The organism is Flavobacterium sp. AC267 (assembly GCF_979258715.1).
The window spans coordinates 3,141,956-3,160,602 of record NZ_OZ409875.1; the positions used below are offsets into that span (position 1 = coordinate 3,141,956).

The following is an 18,647-nucleotide window of genomic DNA, read 5'->3' on the forward strand; positions in this document are numbered from 1 at the left end:
TTGTCCATTTTAAATTCCACTATTATTCTTTGTGGATATTCTTTGCGTAGACGCACTGCTGTGCGTCTCTACGATATACGATGGGGTTATTTATATGTTTTTAAAATTATTCTCCAAAAAATTAAACACACAGTAATATTTCACACGTTGATAATCGTAGAGATGCACTGCAGTGCATCTAACACACAGTATGTCAGGCTAGAATTTACATCATCATTATAATAAAATGGATTTTTATGATAAAACATTATCACAATGTTTCATCCTTTTTTTAATTCTAATTTATTCTTTGTCGATATACTTTGTGTAGACGCACTGCTGTGCGTCTCTACTATATACGATGGGGTTATTTATATGTTTTTAAAATTATTCTCCAAAAAAATAAACACACAATAATATTTCACACGTTGATAATCGTAGAGATGCACTGCAGTGTATCTAACACACAGTATGTCCGTCTAGAATTTAAGCCATTTGATGTAAATATTTTTTTGAATCTGATGTTGATGATTAAAAAAGGGATGAAAACAATGTGATAATGTTTCATCCCTTTTAAAATTCTAAATTATACTTTATGTAGGCGCACTGCTGTGCGTCTCTACGATATATCAGTATAGTTTTTTTTATTATTCCAAAACCAATTCTCCCAAAGCTTCTTTACTAAAACCTTTCAATTGATCTGTTTTTCCAGCTTTAATTTTAGCAACCCAATTTGGATCAGATAAAAGAGGTCTTCCAACAGCAACCAAATCAAAATCGCCTCTGTCGAAACGTCTGTTTAATTCTTCTAGAGAAGTTGGCTGTGAACTTTCTCCGGCAAAAGCACCAAAGAAATCTCCAGAAAGTCCAACAGAACCAACCGTAATTGTTGGCGCTCCAGTTACTTTTTTAGCCCATCCTGCAAAGTTTAAATCAGATTCTTCAAATTCTGGTTCCCAAAATCTGCAGTCGCGAAGCGTGTATCATATCAACACCAGCATCTACAAGAGGCGTTAGCCAAGCTTCTAATTCCTGCGGATTTTTAGCTAGTTTATAATTGTAATCAGAAGGTTTAAATTGAGAAAAACGCATAATAACAGCGAAATCATTTCCCACTTGTTTTCTAATTTCTTTTACTACTTCGATAGCAAAACGGTTACGTTCCGGTAATGTTTTTCCCCCATAAATATCTTCACGTAAATTCGTTTCAGCTCTAAAGAACTGGTCTATCAAATAACCGTGTGCACCGTGAATTTCGATAGTATCAAAACCTAATCTTTTAGCATCAGCAGTAGACTTTACCAAAAGCCAGAATAGTATCTTCAATATCTTTTTCAGACATAGCAACTCCATTTCTGAAATCAGGACGGTTTAAACCAGACGGACCTTCAAAAGGAACAGGCGGTACCCATCCAGAATGGTGATTATCCATGATTCCCATGTGCCATATCTGCGGTCCCATTTGTCCGCCCGCGCCGTGAACTTCATCTATAACTTTTTTCCATCCGTTTAAAGCTAGATCTCCGTGAAAATGCGGTACGTTAGCATCATTTGATGATGAAGGTCTGTCAATAACAGTTCCTTCAGATAATATTAAACCAACTTCGCCTTCAGCTCTTTTTTGGTAGTAAGCGACTACTTCATCAGTTGGAACTCCGTTTGGAGAAAAAGAGCGCGTCATTGGCGCCATTACGATTCGGTTTTTCAGATTTAACGTTTTTAAGTTAAATGGTGAAAACAGGTTGTTTGTACTCATAGTAATTTACAAATTAGATTGAATTAATTTACTGAGTGCTTCAAAGGCACCTTCGTTGCGTTTATAGTAAGTCCATTGTCCAACGCGTTTCGATTCTATAAAACCGGCACGTTGTAAAATAGACAGATATTCTGAAACTGTAGATTGCGTTAAACCAGCCTTAGCTTGAATCTGCCCAACGCAGACTCCGTGCTCAAATCCAGCATGCTCGCAATTGATCAGGAAAGTTGATTTCTGGTTCTTTCAGCCATTCAAGCATTTGCAATCTGGACTTATTAGATAATGCTTTAAAGATTTCTATATTTTCCATGGTGCAAATATATCGACTTTTCCCGATATACCAATTAAGTAAAAAATATTTAGGATAATTTTATGATGAGAGGAGCTAAGTTTGAAGATTTAAGAAAGAAAAATTATATTTGCTTTTATGTGAATTCTAATAGACAATCTTATTATCCTTAGAAACGAAATATTACGTAAGGAAATCGTCAAATATTTAAGAATTACTTTGTGGAATTTCTAGTGTGATTCTTTGTCCCTCAGAATGACAAAACAAATTGATAAAATGCCCCAACAAACAAATAAAACTTAATCAAACTATGAAAAAAACTTTACTCATTTTAGGATTTTTGTGTTGTATATTAACCAATTCAAACGCCCAGGTTGTAGGAACTGATATTGGTGATATTGCTCCAGAAATTGATCTTCCGGATACAAAAGGAAATAATGTCGTACTTTCTTCTTTTAGAGGAGAATTGGTATTAGTAGATTTTTGGGCTTCATGGTGCGGACCTTGTATTAAAGAACAGCCTGCATTATTAAAATTACATAATGCTTACACTGGCAAATTCTCAATCTACAGTGTTTCTATGGACACCAAAAAACCGCTTTGGCTGGCGACAATTGCAAAAGGGAAACTACCTTGGACGCAAGTAAGCGACCTTAAATATTGGACATCTCCAGTTGTTGGTGATTATATGTTACAGTCTGTTCCTTTGAATTTTTTAGTAGATAAAAACGGAATTATCGTAGCCAAAAATATCCACGGAAAAGCATTAGAAGATATGGTAAAAAGTATTGTGGAATAAATTGAGTTGTTTCAGGTTTCAAGTTCTCTATGCAAATAGTTTAAACGCAATCATGAAACCTGAAACATGAAACAAGAAAAAACCTGAAACCTGAAACAAGAAAAAACCTGAAACCTGAAACAAAAAAATATGATTCAAAAAGCACTTTTATTATCGTTTATTTTGATTTCGATGAAATCTAATTCACAGACACTAGAAACAGTTTCAAAATTAAAATTGGACTATCAAAAATGTTTAGATAAAGGGAACGCTATGAGTAATTGTTCTCATGCATATTACAACCAATCGGATAGTTTGCTAAATGTCGTTTATAAGAATTTAAAAACTAAAATAAGTCCAAAAGAGCAGGCTAAATTGAAAAAAGAGCAGTTGGAGTGGCTTAAAAAGCGCGACCAATATTTTCAGCAAATATATGCTGATACCAAAAAACAGGGCATTTTTACCGAAGGAAGCAGAGATTTTGATATGGTTATTTATGACGAAGAAGCCAATTATGTTTTTGCTCGAGTAAAAGAACTTATTCGGAAAATCTAAAAGAATATTTTAAGCTACAAACATAAAGGTTTGCAAATCAAATTTCAAATTCGGAATTAATGGAATCAAAATTAAGCATCGATGAATTCCGATTCAGATTAAAAAACAGTACAGAACTTGGTTCTCCAAAAGTACTTGTAGGACAGTCAAGAATATTTCCTTTATCAGGACCAATAAAGCCCTTTTATGGATTTTTTGATGATAAAAGTTTCAGTTTAACTATAAATTCGGCAAAGTCCACGGCAGTTTTTCTTGTAAGGGGGAACTACGAGGATGTTAATAATAGACTTAAAGTAAATTATAGTGTAGAACCAATTAGCAAATTCCAAGCCGCTTGGGTGAAATTTGCTCCAATAGTTCTGATACTGGCCATTAATATCTTTTTTCTTTTTTTTTGCAAAAGGACTCAGACGCGCGTCTACAATCGTTAATTTATTTTTACTTTTTATGGCCTTCTATTCCAGATGGAAAGAAGAAAGGAAAAGGAAAAAATTGGAAGGAAATTTATCAGTATTTTTGAAATTAAACCTTAAAATCAATTCAGTCTGTCTTCAAGATTTCTGACCCCTCCAAAATTACTTTTTAATAATTCCCTAATCTGAAATTGTGTTTTGTTACGGCTAAAATTCTGCCATTCCTTAAAATCAAAAATATGAATTTCTTTCGCATTCGGATTCGTAACAAACGAAAGTCTTGCAATAGAATACTTATAATATTTTAATTGATGCGATATATGGCGGTCAGGTACAACGACAAGAATCGTTTCCCATTCTAGAAAATTTTTCGGCACATCAGCTCTTTCGGTTAAACCTAAAGCTTCCATAAAGGCAATGATCTTTTGATCATTAAGCTTGTCAATTTTTTGATCAACGCGTTTAATGGTGCTAATAAGTTTATTTTCATCTTTTATAACACTCATAGTATTCTCTGTTTTTTTTAAATTTCTACATAAAATTACATCAAATCAAAATCATTTCGAAAAGTATAGCCAATAGAATGATTCTAAATTTTTAAACACTATTTTTAGAAGCTTATTGTGTATGTTTTGATAAAATACTATTAATGTGTTTTCTCTAAAAGCACTATTTTTATCATTATTGAACTTTACTAACGACCACATTTATGAAAACTACCTCTCCGCAAAAAATTATTTTGTACATTTTTCTATTATTTTCAATTAATGCCCTGGCACAAAATAAAACAGCCAGAGAATTAATTTTAATTGATAAGGACTGGAGGTTTTCATTTGGTCATTTGTATGATACCAAAAAAGATTTCGGACATGCAGAAGGTTATTTTTCCTATTTAACTAAAACGGGATTTGGAGATGGACCCGCCGCAAAAGACTTCGATGATCGCGCTTGGAGAAAATTAGATTTGCCACACGACTGGGCAGTAGAACAATCCTTTAGCGAAAGCGCCAGTTTCAGTCACGGATTTAAAGCAACTGGTAAAAACTTCCCTGAAAAAAGCATTGGCTGGTATAGAAAAAAAATAAATATTCCCGAAAGCGATCTTGGAAGAACCATTTCATTAAAATTCGACGGCGTTTTTAGAAATTCAAAAGTGTTTTTTAACGGATTTTATTTAGGAACTGAGCAAAGCGGTTATAATGGTTTTGAATATGATGTAACGGCTTATGTCAATTATGGAGGCGAAAATACAATTGTTGTCCGCGCCGATGCTTCAATGGAAGAAGGATGGTTTTATGAAGGAGCCGGCATTTACAGACATGTTTATCTGCAGAAAACAAATCCGATTCATATTGCTCGCAAATGGAACTTACGTGACTACAGAACTTAAAAACAATGATGCATCAGTTACTGCCGATGTTACTATCGAAAATAAGGGAAATTACAAAGGTTCTATCGAAATTATCCAGACCATTTTTGATGCTAAAAATAAACAGATTGCAAATAGTACTGAAAATACACTGGCTCCAGAATTTTATAAAAAAACAGCTTACAGCTCCAAATTATATGTCAAAGAACCGCTTTTATGGAGTGTTGATGCACCAAACTTATATCGTTTAGTAACTGAAATTAAGCAGAACGGAAATACTATTGATCGTTATGAAATGCCATTCGGAATTAGGACTATTGAGTTTAATGCGGAGAATGGTTTTTTCTTAAATGGGAAGCCTTTGAAATTAAAAGGAACAAATAATCACCAAGATCATGCAGGAATTGGAACGGCACTTCCAGATGAAATTCAGTACTATAGAATTAAAAAACTGAAAGAAATGGGTTCGAATGCATATCGCTGTTCGCACCATCCGCCGACACCAGAATTGCTGAAAGCTTGTGATGAATTAGGAATGCTGGTAATTGATGAAACGCGTTTAATGGGAATTAACGATTATCATTTGAATGATTTAAAACGAATGATCGAGCGTGACCGCAACCATCCGAGCATTATCTGCTGGTCGGTTGGAAATGAAGAATGGAATATCGAAGGCGGAATTGCTGGCGAACGTATAACAAATGTAATGCAGGATTTTGCCAAAAGCATTGATGATACAAGACCTGTAACAGTAGGAATCAGCAGTGGTTTTAAAAGCGGTATATCTTCTGTAGTTGAAATTATGGGCTACAATTATCTCGGAAACGGCGATATTGATGCGCATAGAAATCAGTTTAAGCAACAGCCGGGAATGGGAACAGAGGAAGGTTCGACTTTTGCAACCCGCGGTATTTATTTTACAGATGACGCCAAACATTACCAAAGTGCTTACGACAAAAAGCCGCGCCCCACTTTTTATACAATTGAAGAAGGGTGGAAATTTTATGCCGAAAGACCTTATTTAGCTGGAGTATTTTTTTGGACAGGTTTTGATTATCGCGGAGAACCAACACCTTATGGATGGCCATCGGTAACATCGTATTTTGGAATGATGGATGTTTGCGGTTTCCCGAAAGACAATGTTTTTTACCTGAAATCATGGTGGGGAAAAGAGCCTGTTTTACATTTATTACCACATTGGAATTGGAGCGGAATGGAAGGCAAGGAAATTGACGTTTGGGCGTATTCGAATTGTGATGAAGTGGAGCTTTTTCTAAACAAAAAAAGTCTTGGCAAAAAGAAAATGGAACAAAACGGACATTTAGAATGGAAGGTAAATTATGCGCCGGGAACTTTAGAGGCCATTGGTTATAAAAATGGAAAAAAAGTTTTAACCGAAGTTCAGAAAACCAATGGAAAAGCAGTAAATGTAAAATTATCATTAGATAAAGAAAATGTTTTGAAAGGGGATGTTTCGGTGGTAACCGTTGAGATTACTGATAAAAACGGTTTACATGTTCCAACTGCAAACGACGAAATTGCTTTTTCAGTTAAAGGCGGAAAAATTTTAGGCGTAGGAAATGGCGATCCGACTTCGTTAGAAAACGATCAGTTTATTGATAACATCTCGCTAACTGCTATCAGTAATTTTATGGAACAAAAAGAAACAACTGCATCTTTACCAGAGAAACTACCAATCTATACTGAAAGTAAATGGGCAGAAGCCTTTAAAGATCGCGATTATAAAAAACAAGCTCCTTCGTATATTTATAAAGGAGAATTTGAATTGAAAAATAACGCTTCTACAAATGTGGTGAGTTTCTTTTATAAGAAGATAGGAGTAGAAACAGTAGTTTTTATTAATGGAAATAAAGTAGAACCAAGTTCACAAGATCCTCAAAAATATATTTTGAATACAGCTATTTTGAAAGAAGGAAAAAACACCATTCATATTGCGGCAACTCCATTACAAAAAATAAAAGATTGGGATGTTATGAATACAGATCCAGGAATTATTCAAGTAATAATTCCCGCAGAACCTTATAAAAGAAAACTTTTTAACGGCTATGCCCAAATCATTATCCAAAAAGAGGAAAATGCCAAAGAAGTTATTTTATCCGCTTCCGCGAAAGATTTACGAGCAGTAAGTTTGAGTGTAAAATAATTCTCTCGCAGATTTTGCAGATTGAGCTGATTCTTAAAAATTTATAGAAATCTCCTGAATCTGCAAAATCTGCGAGCAAAGAAAATAAAAACTTTGCGTCTTAGCGACTTTGCGCGATTATTTCAGCGAGCTTTAAAAAAACTTAGCGAACTTAGCGTAAACCTTAGTGCCTTTGCGGTTAAACCTCAAACCTGAAACCTAAAACAAAAAACAAAATAATATTGTTTGATTTTCATAACTTTGCAAAATGAATAATCAGACAGAAACCCAGAATTGCGATTTTACTTCAGATTTAAAGCTGAAAGGTTTTAAGGTATATCAGATAAATGGAGATCAAAGTAAAATTCCCGTTTACAGTCGCAGAGATTTTTATAAAATCTGCATTAATACCAGCAAAAGCGTTATACAGTATGCCGACCGCGGAATAGAAACCGACGGAACAATTCTGTTTTTTGGTAATCCGATTATTCCGTATTCTTGGGAAACTGTTTCAGAGAGTTACGAAGGATATGCCTGTGTTTTTACAGAAGAATTTCTAAGAGCAAAAGACCGTTCAGAAACCTTACATGAATCGCCTTTGTTTAAAATTGGAGGAACACCTATTTTTTCTTTAAATGCTGAACAAAAGGTTTTTATAGATTCCTTGTTTCAAAAAATGATCAAAGAATACGAAACCGATTATGTTTTTAAAGACGACTTAATGCGCAGTTACGTCAATTTGATTATTCACGAATCGATGAAAATGCGACCTTCTGAGAATTTCTTCAAACATAAAAATGCATCTTCGAGAATTACGTCTTTATTCTTAGAATTATTAGAAAGACAATTTCCAATAGAAACCAAAAACGAACCCTTAGCATTAAAAACGCCGCAGGATTATGCGCAAAGTCTTGCCGTGCATGTTAATCATTTAAATCGTTCGGTAAAAGAAGTGACAGGAAAACCAACAACCGCACATATTACAGAGCGAATTATTGGCGAAGCCAAAGCTTTATTGCAAAGCATACGGACTGGAGTATTTCAGACATTGGTTATTCGCTTGGATTTGAATATCCGAGTTATTTTAATAACTATTTTAAGAGACTTACAGGAACAGTTCCAAAATCACTTCGAATGTAAATTGTTTCAATTTCATAATTTTTTGTTTGAATATTGTTATTTTTAAGAAACATAGTTAGCCTAATTTTGCCCTTGAAATTACAGTATTAATCTTTTATCAGTTTTTAACAGACTAAATAATACTTCATAAAGCGACTTCTAGCTTTCTCCAATTTAGTTTTCTGATCCTGATAATTCCAAAACGAAAAATTTATGAAAACATCAGACAATGAATATAATAATGCCATTTTTCCAAACGGAGATTTAGCGCCATCAGAATACTTTACAGGAAAAGCCTGGGTTAAAATGCTTGTTCCAAATGATCCCGTTTTAAACACTGCTGTCGGAAATGTTGTTTTTGAAGCCGGCGCCAGAAACAATTGGCACACACATCCCGGCGGACAAATTCTAATTGTAACCCACGGAACGGGATATTATCAGGAAATAGGAAAACCAATTCAGTTACTGCAGGTTGGAGATGTGGTCAACATTCAACCTGAAATCAAACACTGGCACGGCGCTTCGCCTGAAAGTGAATTTAAACATATCGCCATCAGTACCAATACAGAAAAAGGAATTGTAGACTGGCTGGAACCAGTAACTGATGAAGAATACCACAGTTTTAATTAAATCGAACTCAAAAAATAAGTAAATTTATGTCAACAAATTATTCAGCCGTTATCGAAGAAGGAAAAGTCCCTAGCACATATATGACGGGTGACGTTTCCTATAAAAAACAGAGCAGTGATATTCATCCTGAAAACACTGTAATTAAGGAAGTTACTTTTGAAGCCTGCGCAAGAAGTAATTGGCATAGTAACGCAGGTCTGCATATGCTGATTGCAAAAGAAGGAGTAGGATATTACCAAGAAAGAGGAAGCGCAGTTCGAATGCTTCATAAAGATGAAGTAGTTACCATTTTACCGGGAGTAGAACATTGGTACGGAGCAACTCCATTTGAAAAATTCTCTTACGTTGCCATTATCACAGAAATAGATAAAGGCCACGGAACCTGGCTGGAACCAGTAACCGATGGAGAGTATTTTCTTTTAAGCTACTAAGATTCTAAGGTTCTAAGATGCTATCCCGAAGCTTCGGGAGTAAGTTTTTGAACCTGAAACTTGAAACCTGAAACAAAAAAAACAAAAATCTAAAATATGGAAACAAAAAGTATAAAAGCCTTTGGTACCGAAGTCGCCGAAGCACCATTGCAAACCTTAGATATTAAGCGTAGAGCGGTACAAGCACATGATGTAGAAATTGAGATTTTATATTGCGGTATCTGTCATTCAGATTTGCATTCTGCTAGAAACGAATGGCACGGAACGATTTATCCAATTGTTCCTGGGCATGAAATCGTTGGAAGAGTTGTAAAAGTGGGTGATCACGTAAAAAACTTTAAAATAGGACAATTGGCAGGAGTAGGCTGTATGGTTGATTCTTGCAGAGAATGTGAGCATTGTAAAGAAGGTTTAGAGCAATTTTGCGAGCCAGGAAATACATTGACGTTCAATTCACCTGACGTTTATTTGGGCGGACAAACTTTTGGAGGTTACTCTCAAAGTATTGTTGTAGATGAAAATTATGTATTGCATATTTCAGATAAATTGGATCTTGCTGGAGTTGCACCTTTACTGTGTGCAGGAATCACGACTTATTCTCCGTTAAAGCACTGGAAAGTTGGTCCTGGTCAAAAAGTTGGAGTTGTGGGAATTGGCGGTTTAGGTCACATGGGAATCAAATTAGCAAAAGCTATGGGCGCTCATGTTGTAGTTTTTACCACTTCATTATCTAAAACAGAAGATGCAAAACGTTTAGGAGCAGACGAAGTAGTTTTATCTACAGATCCAGAACAAATGGCTAAATATGCCAAAAGCTTGAACTTTATTTTAGACTGTGTATCGGCAGAACATGATATCGATGCCTATTTAAATTTACTTAAAGTAGATGGAACCCTTACACTAGTTGGTGCTCCAATGGAACCGCTTCCTGTAACTTCATTTAGTCTTTTAATGGGAAGAAGAAGTTTCTCAGGTTCAAATATTGGAGGAATCGCAGAAACTCAGGAAATGTTAGATTTCTGTGCAGAACATAATATCACAGCAGACATCGAAATTATCGGTGTAGATGAGGTAAATAATGCTTACGAAAGATTACTAAAAGGAGATATCAAATATCGTTTTGTGATTGATATGGGTTCTTTGAAGTAGGGGTAAAGGTACAAAGGTACAGAGGTACAAAGGCTCAAAGTTGAAAAGGTTTAAAGAGACAAGTTTAAAATTTTGCGAAATTCGAAACTTAAAAAAAGGGACAAAGATTATCAAAATCTTTGTCCCTTTGTTCCTCTGAACCTTTGCAACTCAAAAGAAAAAAATAAAACCCCTCAAGCAATTCAACTCTTGAGGGGTTTCTTAAAAATAAATAATAACCAATTAAATTTATTTTACTTTTTGTCTAGGTTTTGTTTTAGCAATTTAGCATGTTCTAAATGTGCTGTTAAACCCGCAATACTGTTTGATGCCCAGGTTTTTACATCTTCATCATGTGCATCTTTAGAAGCATCTTGAAGTTTTTTAATCGCTTTTTCGTGACCATCGATCATCATATCAGCGAATTTTTTATCAAAATCAACTCCAGTTTTTTCGTTTAATTTGTTGTACTCTTCTTTTCCGTCTTCAGTTAAAGAAGTTGGTAAAGTAAAGTTTTTAGCTTTTGCTAAAGCGCTTACTTCAGAAGCTGATTTAGTGTGCTCATCAACTAGCATTTTACCAAATTTTTTCACTTCTGGGTTAGTACTTTTAGTTTGTGCTAGTTTCCCTATTTCGATTTCTGCTAGATTAATTTCTGCTTGATCTACTAAAAACTCAGAATCATCTTCTTTACTGTCAATAGAATCAAATTTAGCCTCGTTTGCATCTTCTGCTACTTCTTTTGGATCTTCTTGTTTTGTTTCGTTTTTACAAGATTGAAGGAATAAAATAAGTAATCCTGCTCCTAAAATTGTTTTTCCGGCTAATAGTAACTTTTTCATGATTTTAATAGTTTAAATGTTATGATGTAAAATTATTCAGAACATGTAAGAAAATTTTACAGAATTTTTAAGGATTGTTATATGATTTAAATTAAAGTATAGCGTATACGGTTTCCCGTAAAGAAAAATCATAATAAATGTTAATATTTGTTTTGCAAAAAAGGTTGAACAAATTGAAAACAAGCTTAAATAATCCAAATCATATATATGGAAAATAAAAAGGACAATCCGATTACACAGCTTTTATTGGGATTTTTTATCACTGGATTAGCAGTATTTTCATATAGATTATTTGGCCGATTAGCTACTGGTGATAATAATGCCATGTCTGTAGCCTGCGAATTATTTGGTAAATATCTGGTGTCTGCTTATTTGTTTATAATCGGAATTAAGACGGTTTTTGCGGGTATAAAAAGTACTATAAATCAAGAAGAAGATGAGGAGATTGAATTAGAATTGGATGATGATGAAACTGCAGATGAAGAAGTATCAAATTCCAAACAGCAAATTAATAATGAGCCTCAAAACATTACTGTAGATCTTAAAAACGAAGAATTTGGCGTAATTAAGACCGTTAACTATAAGACAGATATTATAGGTAATAAAATTAGAACGGAAATCCACACTCATATTGATTATACAAATTATGTTTCTGATGTAAAAAACAAACAATTGTATTTCGAAACTATAATATATCTCATGATATTCATACAAGAGAAAGATAAAAGTGTGGATATTGAGGCCAATAAATTTTATAGGCTGGCACTAGAAAATGTAGATGAAATTGAAACTTTAGATATAATAGAATTGGAAAAAAAGATTCTTGAGAATGTGCAAAAGTGTAGAATACAATTTAATGACGTTGAGGTGAATTCATTACTTAAAAACAGTGTAAATATTTTAAAAGGTAAATTTGCTATTAGTCCCAGTATAACCGACTTATATTTTAATTTATTTGAATTGATGAAAATTCGAGTAGTAAGTAAAGAAGAATATTTCTATAGTTTATTGAACTAACATAAATGTAAAAATTTTTAAAATCCCAATTTCACAAGAATTGGGATTTTTTTTGCATCTAATATTTTAATATTTCAGTAAAACAGATTTTACATTTCCACTTTCACAATTCACATCCCACAAATATGAAATTTCAAACCATAATTCTATAACAGAATCGTCTTACTTTTTGAAGAACTTTGACATATCAGATTTTAAGAAATGTCTAACCTTAAAAATTAGAGCCATGCCAGATCCAAAAATTAAGAATGAAGAACAATATGAGGCGCTTATAAAAAAAGGTTACAGTAAAGAAAAATCGGCACGAATTGCAAACACGCCTGATTCAGGAAAAAAAGGTGGAAATGCAAAACCTTATGAAGAATGGACAAAAGAAGAACTTCAAAAACAAGCCGCTATAGTAGGCATAAAAGGAAGATCTTATATGAACAAAAAAAGTCTGATTGACTCATTAAGAAATAACTAGAAATTGAACAAAACGATCTCAGTGATAAATAATTAAATACCATGAATGCGGCGAACAGAAAAGAAGTATTAATGAATCAGCTGATTAAGGCACCACATTTAGTAATCGAAAAACTAGACTTGGAATACATCAATGATAATCAGCTCACAATTGTTCGTTGTCGTGAAGGAGAAAATTTCGTCTATAAAAAAAATGGACGAAGTGTAAAAAGCAAAAATGAAATTAAACGCATAAATAGTCTGGTACTACCGCCCGCATGGGAAAATGTCCGAATTACCGATATTACAAACGGACACTTACAGGCAGTTGGAACAGATCTTAAAAATAGAAAGCAATATCGTTATCATCCAAAATGGAATCTGCTTCGAAACCAAACTAAATTTTACAAAATTGCAGAGTTTGGAGCTAAGCTTCCTGCGATTAGAAAACAAGTTGACAGCGATTTGGAACAAAAAGAATGGTCTAAGGACAAAGTTACGGCTTTGGTAATTCGATTAATGGAAGAGACACATATTAGAATTGGAAACGAAAAATATGCCAAAGACAATAAATCGTACGGACTTTCGACTTTAAGAAAACGCCACATAAACATCAATAGAAATTCACTTCGATTTGAATTTATTGGTAAAAAAGGAAAACAGCACACCATTACAACCCGAAATAAGCAATTGGTAAAACTGGTAAAGTCGCTGTGAAGAAATTCCAGGCTGGGAAGTTTTTAAATATTACGATAAAAATGGTGAAAGAAAAGTGCTCGACAGTCATATGGTAAATGAATATCTTCACAATATTTCGGGAGAATATTTTAGTGCAAAGGATTTTAGAACTTGGGCGCATCCATTATTTTCTTTGAAAGTTTAATGGAAATGGGAGTGACTGATGATGAAAAGGAAGCTAAAAAAAATGTCGTAGCAGAGATTTGATTTAACAGCAGAAGCATTAGGAAATACCCGAAAAGTCTGTAAAGATTATTACGTTCATCCACTTTTGATTTCGACTTATGAAGATGGCTCTATTCAAAAATATTTTGATAAAGTTAAAAAAAGCCGAAGTACCAAAAAGTATTTTACAAAATCAGAAATCGCGTTTTCTGAACTGATCCAAAATTATGAGATCAATTTAGAATCTTCGTGTTAAAATAAAAAAAATAGAGTTACAGTATCTTTTAAAAAACTGAAAAGTTTGAAAAACAAACAAAATCATTATTAACTAAAAAACTATTATTATGTTACGTTGGACAGTCACATTCATTATTCTAGCCATAGTGGCGGGAATATTTGGTTTTGGTGGAATCAGCTGCTGGAGCCGCAGGTATAGCTAAAATTTTATTCTTTATATTTTTAGTCTTATTCGTTATTTCATTAATCAGCGGAAGAACGAGAGTTTAATAAAAATATCAATAAATAAAAGAACAAAAAAACGACACATTTATTTTGATAATGTGTCGTTTTTTGCAGTTTCAATAATAAAAAAACAGTCATGGGAACAAAGAGCGGCGCTTATCAGGATGTCTATATTAAAAGAGAAGACACGATGGTAAGTTTGAAAAATGATGTTACAGATTTTTGTGAAAAATATATAAAACCAGTTCACCCAGAAAACTGGGATTGGTCGGTTCGAGATTTTGATGATCCGGCAAACGATCCAACAGTTGCTGAGGCAAGAGTGATAGGAAATGTTGTTTTTAAAGACTTAAATGACAAAAAAGAAACAGATGTTGATCTTTCGACAATGAATAATGTGCATGCGATAAAAGCTTATTTGGATCCAAATAGTAAACACGAAGCTTTTAATATGGAAGAATTTGCTTTTGCACTAAAAGTGGAATTGGAACATGGAAAAATAAAAGATGTAAATGTTACCAATAACCATCCATTTTTGACGGCTATGATTGCACTGGCACACATGACCGAAAGTTTAACGTATTACAAAAGATTAAAAGTGATGGAAGCAGAGGGAGAAATCTATGAAATTCTTCGAAAACTGGAAAGTTCATCAGATAAAGAGAAATGGCATAAAGAATTGAGTAAAGCAGAACAAGAACTTAGTGAAGCGAAGGCCGGACTTGCAGAACGTCTGGCTAAAATGGACGATATTCCAGTATTGGAAATTATTGGAGATTAGTTGAATTTTAAACTCGAGAAAAAGAGGCTGTTTACATAGTAGACAGGCTCTTTTTTGATTTTAGGTAATTACTATAACTGGGTTCCCAGCGGAGAGATGCCTTGAAACTTTTGCATTAACTCGCATTATCGTATTTTAACTATGAATAATTCATCTATTAAAACCTTTGTCAAAATTTCAAATTTTGATAAAGGTTATTTTTATATAAAATACTCATTTCGCAGGTCAAACATAGCCCGTGGTTTCAACCACGGGGACACAATATATAAATTGCCTTTCATGTGAACGCAATATAAATTCTCACTGTGGTTGAAACGACGTGAAAACACAATATAAATTCTCCATTGGTTCAAACCACGTGAAGGAAATATTATTAACTACATTTTACATGGTAGAAAAGGACGCGACCTAAATATTATAAAAACATAGCCCGTGGTTGAAGCGACGTGAACGAATATATTAATTACGTCTCCCGTGGTTGAAACGACGCGAACGAATATATTAACTACGTCTCCGTGGTTGAAACGACGTTAACGAATATATTAACTACCTCTCCCGTGGTTGAAACCACGGGCTATGTTTTATAATATTATGAATAAAAAATATAGATCTATTCTTTTCTAATCTTTTGCCTAATCTCCAGCTTTTATTAAATTCTTGTTTGAATTAAAATCAACAAAAAAGAGACTGTCTATAAATAAACAGTCTCTTATTTGCTTTCTAAAGCTTTTGAAAAATTATAATCTACGCGGGTCAGTATCAGGATAATCTTCTTTATCATCATTTTCCTGAACATCGTCTTCGATATAATCATTTTCAATTTCATCTTCTTCCTCATCATCTATATCTTCCAAAACATCTTCAGTTTCATTAAAGTCGTTTTCAAAAGTATCTGCAGGATTATCAAATTCGTCATTTTCAACTTCTTCGTCAAGATCCTCTTCGATGTATTCATCTTCGTCTTCATCGTCTAGATCATTTTCATCTTCCAATTCCACCTCATAGATAACATCTTCGTCATTGTCTTCAAGGTCTCTGTCAGTATGAAAATCATCGTTTAGATCGTCTAAATCATCGTCATATCCTTGATCTGGATTATGACTATCTCGAACGGTATAACCGCGTTCTGCATCTTCTGCTCTGCTTTTTTGAGTTTCACTTGTGTTTAAATCGTAAAGTTCCTCATTCATCACATTATTTCTGTCTGAATTATTCGGATTTCCAGGATCCCTAGGAAAAGTTCCGTTTCTTTTATCTGTAGTATTCATGATATTGAATTTTTAGTAATTTATATATACAAAACTAACTCCTAACAGCGTCGAATATCTTATAGGATTTTTTAAGGTAATTGTATAATTAACAGATGTTTAGAATGCAATTTAAACGCAAAATAGTATAACCAGTCTGATTTTGGACGTGCTACTTTTACCATGTTATTAATTATAAAAAATCACACCATGAAAACTACAGAAAGTAAAAAGACCACGTCTTCAAAAGAGACTATTAAAAAAGGGGTTACAAAGCCTAAATCAAATGCGACTTCTGGATTAACAGAATTGTTCGAAGATGGATTAAAAGATATTTACTGGGCTGAGAAAGCGCTTACCAAAGCTCTTCCAACAATGGTAAACAATGCTTCTTCCGTAGAATTAAAAGATGCAATTGACAATCATTTAACCGAAACAGAAGAACAAATTAAACGTTTAGAGGAAGTTTTTAAAATCATTGGAAAAAAAGCTACAGCCAAAAAATGCGATGCAATGGAAGGCTTAATCGAAGAAGCAAAAGGAATGCTGGAAGAAACCGAAGTTGGAGTAGTGAGAGATGCTCGCAATTATTGCCGCAAGTCAGAAAATTGAACATTATGAAATCGCAACGTATGGTACTTTAAGACAATTTGCCGAAACTCTTGGACTGCCGGAAGCGGCTACATTGTTGGAACAAACGCTTGATGAAGAAAAGGGAGCAGATAAAGTACTGACAGAAGTTGCTGTAAATGCTGTAAATCTCGAAGCGACAGAAATTGAATAAAGAATTTAGAATGTACTAAAAGTGCAGTTTTCGGACTGCACTTTTTAATTTAAATATATATTTTATGCCCGAAGGTCCATCCATAGTAATATTAAAAGAAGAAGTACAACAATTTACAGGACAAAAAGTGATTTCTGTTTCTGGAACTGCCAGTATTGATATTTCTCGCCTAAAGGATAAAACAATCATCGCCTTTAAAACTTGGGGAAAGCATTTTCTAATCGGTTTTGACGATTTTACAGTTAAAATTCATTTGCTAATGTTTGGAACGTACAGAGTTAATGAACGTAAGGAAACCAAACCGAGATTAAGTTTAGTTTTTGAAACGGGTGAATTAAATTTTTATACCTGTTCTGTCAAAATATTAGAAGGTGACATCAATTCGCATTACGATTGGAGTGTTGATGTGATGAACGACGACTGGAATCCGAAAAAAGCGCAAATAAGTTTAGAAGAAATGTCAGATAAAATGATTTGTGATGTTATTCTGGATCAAAATGTTTTTGCGGGAGTAGGGAATATCATTAAAAATGAAGTTTTGTACCGTTGTTATATTCATCCAGAATCACTTGTGGGAGAAATTCCTCGAGATGATATCAGCCAGATTATTGCAGAATGTTCTACCTACAGTTTTGAATTTTTATACTGGAAAAAGAAATTTGAACTCAAACAGCATTGGGAGGCTTATACCAAACCACTTTGTCTGCGATGCAATCTTCCGTTTTTGAAAAAGCAGACCGGCGAACGAAAACGGAGAAGCTTTTTCTGTACTAACTGTCAAAAATTATATAAATGAAAAATCAAGTATTAATAGGGTGCTCCAGTTTTTATAATAGTTTTTGGAAAAATATTTTTTATCCGCAAAATCTGCCTTCCAAGAATTGGTTTGACTTTTACTGCCAGCATTTTAACACGTACGAGTTTAATGGCAGTTTTTATAAGTTTCCAACGATAAAAATTTTTGAAAATTGGTATAATAAAACACCCGAATCGTTTTTGTTTTCGATTAAAGTGCCCAAAGAAATTACCCATATAAAAAAACTGAAGGATTGCGAAAGTCTGTTAAACGACTTTTATAATGTCTGTTCTGCCGGCATGAAAGAGAAATTGGCGACGGTTTTATTCCAATTTCCTCCAAGCTACGTTTTTAGCACAGAAAAATTAGGAGATATTATATCAAGCTTAGATTACAATTTCCAAAATGTAATCGAATTTCGGCATGAAAGCTGGTGGAATGAGGAAGTTTGGAATTCTTTCAAAGAAAATAATATTACATTTTGCGGCGTAAGCCATCCTGATTTACCGCAAACTATTTTCAAAGATTTTCCATTGCTTTATCTTCGATTTCACGGTATTCCGAAGATGTTCCATTCTAGTTATTCTACAGAAGAATTATTGGATGTGAACCATAAAATTAATTCGAAAAAAGGATTTGCTTATTTTAATAATACTGCCAGTGAAGCTGGAATATTAAATGCCTTGGAATTAAAAAGAATGAATGTTTAGATTTTGTTTTTAACCGAAAAGTCCGCAAAGATTTACGCAGAGTTCGCTAAGATTATTTTCTTTGCGAGCCT

General features: G+C 33.8%; 15 protein-coding genes and 6 pseudogenes. 16 read left to right on the forward strand and 5 right to left on the reverse strand.

Annotated features, from left to right (window positions below; all coding sequences use genetic code 11):
- Positions 1 to 626: 626 nt before the first annotated feature.
- Together ACZZ95_RS16430 and ACZZ95_RS16435 are read right to left on the reverse strand one after the other, a co-directional pair.
- Positions 627 to 1,735: pseudogene (locus tag ACZZ95_RS16430) on the reverse strand (NADH:flavin oxidoreductase).
- Between the two features lie 6 nt (positions 1,736 to 1,741).
- Positions 1,742 to 2,045, reverse strand: a pseudogene (locus tag ACZZ95_RS16435) (ArsR/SmtB family transcription factor).
- 289 nt (positions 2,046 to 2,334) lie between these two features.
- On the opposite strand from ACZZ95_RS16435, the gene ACZZ95_RS16440 reads away from it, so the two are divergent.
- The gene (locus ACZZ95_RS16440) at positions 2,335 to 2,823 is read left to right on the forward strand and encodes a TlpA family protein disulfide reductase (protein WP_463469833.1); all 489 of its coding nucleotides are present in this window, start codon (positions 2,335 to 2,337) and stop codon (positions 2,821 to 2,823) included.
- Positions 2,824 to 2,952: 129 nt separating this feature from the next.
- Positions 2,953 to 3,357 carry a lysozyme inhibitor LprI family protein gene (locus tag ACZZ95_RS16445; RefSeq protein ID WP_463469834.1) on the forward strand — a complete coding sequence of 135 codons (405 nt, stop codon included), beginning with the start codon at positions 2,953 to 2,955 and terminating at the stop codon, positions 3,355 to 3,357.
- Between the two features lie 535 nt (positions 3,358 to 3,892).
- Here the strand turns inward: ACZZ95_RS16445 and ACZZ95_RS16450 are convergent.
- Positions 3,893 to 4,276, reverse strand: coding sequence for a hypothetical protein (locus tag ACZZ95_RS16450; protein ID WP_095951540.1), 384 nt, complete (start codon positions 4,274 to 4,276; stop codon positions 3,893 to 3,895).
- 203 nt (positions 4,277 to 4,479) lie between these two features.
- Here ACZZ95_RS16450 and ACZZ95_RS16455 point away from each other — a divergent pair, with 203 nt between their 5' ends.
- The 6 genes and pseudogenes from ACZZ95_RS16455 to ACZZ95_RS16480 all read left to right on the forward strand — a co-directional run bounded on the left by ACZZ95_RS16455 (position 4,480) and on the right by ACZZ95_RS16480 (position 10,611).
- On the forward strand, positions 4,480 to 5,160 hold the full coding sequence (locus ACZZ95_RS16455) for a sugar-binding domain-containing protein (protein WP_463469835.1): 681 nt from the start codon (positions 4,480 to 4,482) through the stop codon (positions 5,158 to 5,160).
- Positions 5,123 to 7,303 carry a glycoside hydrolase family 2 TIM barrel-domain containing protein gene (locus ACZZ95_RS16460; RefSeq protein WP_463469836.1) on the forward strand — a complete coding sequence of 727 codons (2,181 nt, stop codon included), beginning with the start codon at positions 5,123 to 5,125 and terminating at the stop codon, positions 7,301 to 7,303. Before ACZZ95_RS16455 ends, ACZZ95_RS16460 begins: the two co-directional genes overlap by 38 nt.
- A 247-nt stretch (positions 7,304 to 7,550) precedes the next feature.
- Positions 7,551 to 8,422: pseudogene (locus ACZZ95_RS16465) on the forward strand (helix-turn-helix domain-containing protein).
- 192 nt (positions 8,423 to 8,614) lie between these two features.
- Complete coding sequence (locus tag ACZZ95_RS16470; protein ID WP_463469837.1) at positions 8,615 to 9,031, forward strand: (R)-mandelonitrile lyase; 417 nt, start codon at positions 8,615 to 8,617, stop codon at positions 9,029 to 9,031.
- Between the two features lie 26 nt (positions 9,032 to 9,057).
- Complete coding sequence (locus ACZZ95_RS16475; protein ID WP_095951536.1) at positions 9,058 to 9,462, forward strand: cupin domain-containing protein; 405 nt, start codon at positions 9,058 to 9,060, stop codon at positions 9,460 to 9,462.
- Positions 9,463 to 9,558: 96 nt separating this feature from the next.
- Positions 9,559 to 10,611, forward strand: a complete 1,053-nt coding sequence (locus tag ACZZ95_RS16480; RefSeq protein WP_463469838.1) for an NAD(P)-dependent alcohol dehydrogenase — start codon at positions 9,559 to 9,561, stop codon at positions 10,609 to 10,611.
- A gap of 233 nt (positions 10,612 to 10,844) precedes the next feature.
- Here ACZZ95_RS16480 and ACZZ95_RS16485 read toward each other — a convergent pair whose 3' ends face one another.
- Positions 10,845 to 11,432, reverse strand: coding sequence for a DUF4142 domain-containing protein (locus ACZZ95_RS16485; RefSeq protein WP_463469839.1), 588 nt, complete (start codon positions 11,430 to 11,432; stop codon positions 10,845 to 10,847).
- A 207-nt stretch (positions 11,433 to 11,639) separates the two neighbouring features.
- Here ACZZ95_RS16485 and ACZZ95_RS16490 point away from each other — a divergent pair, with 207 nt between their 5' ends.
- The 5 genes and pseudogenes from ACZZ95_RS16490 (at position 11,640) to ACZZ95_RS16510 (ending at position 15,039) form a co-directional block, all read left to right on the forward strand.
- Positions 11,640 to 12,449 (forward strand): hypothetical protein, encoded by an 810-nt coding sequence (locus ACZZ95_RS16490; RefSeq protein ID WP_463469840.1) that lies wholly within the window; start codon positions 11,640 to 11,642, stop codon positions 12,447 to 12,449.
- A gap of 226 nt (positions 12,450 to 12,675) precedes the next feature.
- A complete protein-coding gene (locus tag ACZZ95_RS16495) occupies positions 12,676 to 12,915 on the forward strand; it encodes a DUF7218 family protein (RefSeq protein WP_095951532.1) in 240 nt (79 codons plus the stop codon).
- Between the two features lie 41 nt (positions 12,916 to 12,956).
- Positions 12,957 to 14,052 (forward strand): annotated as a pseudogene (locus tag ACZZ95_RS16500) (DNA topoisomerase IB).
- 88 nt (positions 14,053 to 14,140) lie between these two features.
- Positions 14,141 to 14,303: pseudogene (locus tag ACZZ95_RS16505) on the forward strand (DUF1328 domain-containing protein).
- A gap of 91 nt (positions 14,304 to 14,394) precedes the next feature.
- Positions 14,395 to 15,039: a DUF5661 family protein gene (locus ACZZ95_RS16510; protein WP_463469841.1), complete on the forward strand. Its 645-nt coding sequence runs from the start codon at positions 14,395 to 14,397 to the stop codon at positions 15,037 to 15,039.
- A 737-nt stretch (positions 15,040 to 15,776) separates the two neighbouring features.
- Here ACZZ95_RS16510 and ACZZ95_RS16515 read toward each other — a convergent pair.
- On the reverse strand, positions 15,777 to 16,307 hold the full coding sequence (locus ACZZ95_RS16515) for a hypothetical protein (RefSeq protein WP_463469842.1): 531 nt from the start codon (positions 16,305 to 16,307) through the stop codon (positions 15,777 to 15,779).
- A gap of 189 nt (positions 16,308 to 16,496) precedes the next feature.
- Here ACZZ95_RS16515 and ACZZ95_RS16520 point away from each other — a divergent pair.
- The 3 genes and pseudogenes from ACZZ95_RS16520 to ACZZ95_RS16530 all read left to right on the forward strand — a co-directional run bounded on the left by ACZZ95_RS16520 (position 16,497) and on the right by ACZZ95_RS16530 (position 18,576).
- A pseudogene (locus ACZZ95_RS16520) lies at positions 16,497 to 17,070 on the forward strand (YciE/YciF ferroxidase family protein).
- Positions 17,071 to 17,134: 64 nt separating this feature from the next.
- The gene (locus ACZZ95_RS16525) at positions 17,135 to 17,866 is read left to right on the forward strand and encodes a DNA-formamidopyrimidine glycosylase family protein (RefSeq protein WP_463469843.1); all 732 of its coding nucleotides are present in this window, start codon (positions 17,135 to 17,137) and stop codon (positions 17,864 to 17,866) included.
- Positions 17,863 to 18,576 (forward strand): DUF72 domain-containing protein, encoded by a 714-nt coding sequence (locus ACZZ95_RS16530; RefSeq protein WP_463469844.1) that lies wholly within the window; start codon positions 17,863 to 17,865, stop codon positions 18,574 to 18,576. Before ACZZ95_RS16525 ends, ACZZ95_RS16530 begins: the two co-directional genes overlap by 4 nt.
- The last annotated feature ends 71 nt before the right edge of the window (positions 18,577 to 18,647 follow it).